Origin of the sequence: Pseudotabrizicola sediminis (genome assembly GCF_004745575.1) — a bacterium.
In the GTDB taxonomy this organism is placed as follows: Bacteria; Pseudomonadota; Alphaproteobacteria; order Rhodobacterales; family Rhodobacteraceae; genus Pseudotabrizicola; species Pseudotabrizicola sediminis.
In genome coordinates this window covers 1-850 of record NZ_RPEM01000056.1, presented here as the reverse complement: position 1 = coordinate 850, position 850 = coordinate 1, and the positions used below count along the sequence as shown (strand labels likewise).

The following is an 850-nucleotide window of genomic DNA, read 5'->3' as shown; positions in this document are numbered from 1 at the left end:
CATAGCATAAATATGGGTTTTTACACAGCCTCGGCGGAAAGGAGACCGATGCAGTTGCAGCGTGGCTGCTCCAGCATTCCTCGAAGCGGACACTCAAACACACCGCAGCATTTTTCAACAGCAATCGACCGATAGGTCTGGTTCCAGTCATTCGCTGCGACCGCACCTCGAAATAATCAGTGAGATTGAGGCCCCCTTGACTGCATCCAAGATCGCCATCTGGCCACCATCGCACTCCAAAGCCTCTTGGGCGAGAAAAAGCCCGATGCCATTAGAACGCTTCGATGTCGCGATCGGTCTCGAAAAAAGCTGGTTAGCAACTGATCTGGGAATGCCGGGACCTTCGTCGGAAACGATGTAGTGCAGGGCGGCATTATCAAGTCGAGCGTCGATTGTTATCTTCCCGCCAACGGGTGATCTCCTACCCTGCAATATGACGCGTCTCCGGCAAATTATTCTTGCAAAGCATGAATCAGACCGGAAAATCGAGAACGGTCGACAGGTTGAAATGGCTTCCGTCTGCCGGCTCTCGGCATGAATCGGAATGCACGGATGGGGTCGAGGTCGTCGCGAGTGTAGATCAAGAATCCAATGAAATTGCATTGGGTCTCTCCGCCGCTCGCACCAGGNCGGATGGGGTCGAGGTCGTCGCGAGTGTAGATCAAGAATCCAATGAAATTGCATTGGGTCTCTCCGCCGCTCGCACCAGGAAGAATGAAGCGCAAGAAGTCGCCGACCTGCGGTCCGAAGTCGCCGTTTTGCGCAAACAGCTTCGACAGTTAAAATCGGATCAGGCAATGCTCAAAAATACAGCGACAATCACTGCTCTGCTTGTTCCTGCCGATGCCCA

At 53.4% G+C, this 850-nt stretch carries 1 protein-coding gene; it reads right to left on the bottom strand.

All coding sequences use genetic code 11. From position 1 onward, the window contains the following. Positions 1-147: 147 nt before the first annotated feature. Entirely contained in the window at positions 148-603 is a 456-nt protein-coding gene (locus EEB11_RS20435) for an ATP-binding protein (protein WP_354002113.1), read from the bottom strand. Positions 604-850 lie beyond the last annotated feature (247 nt).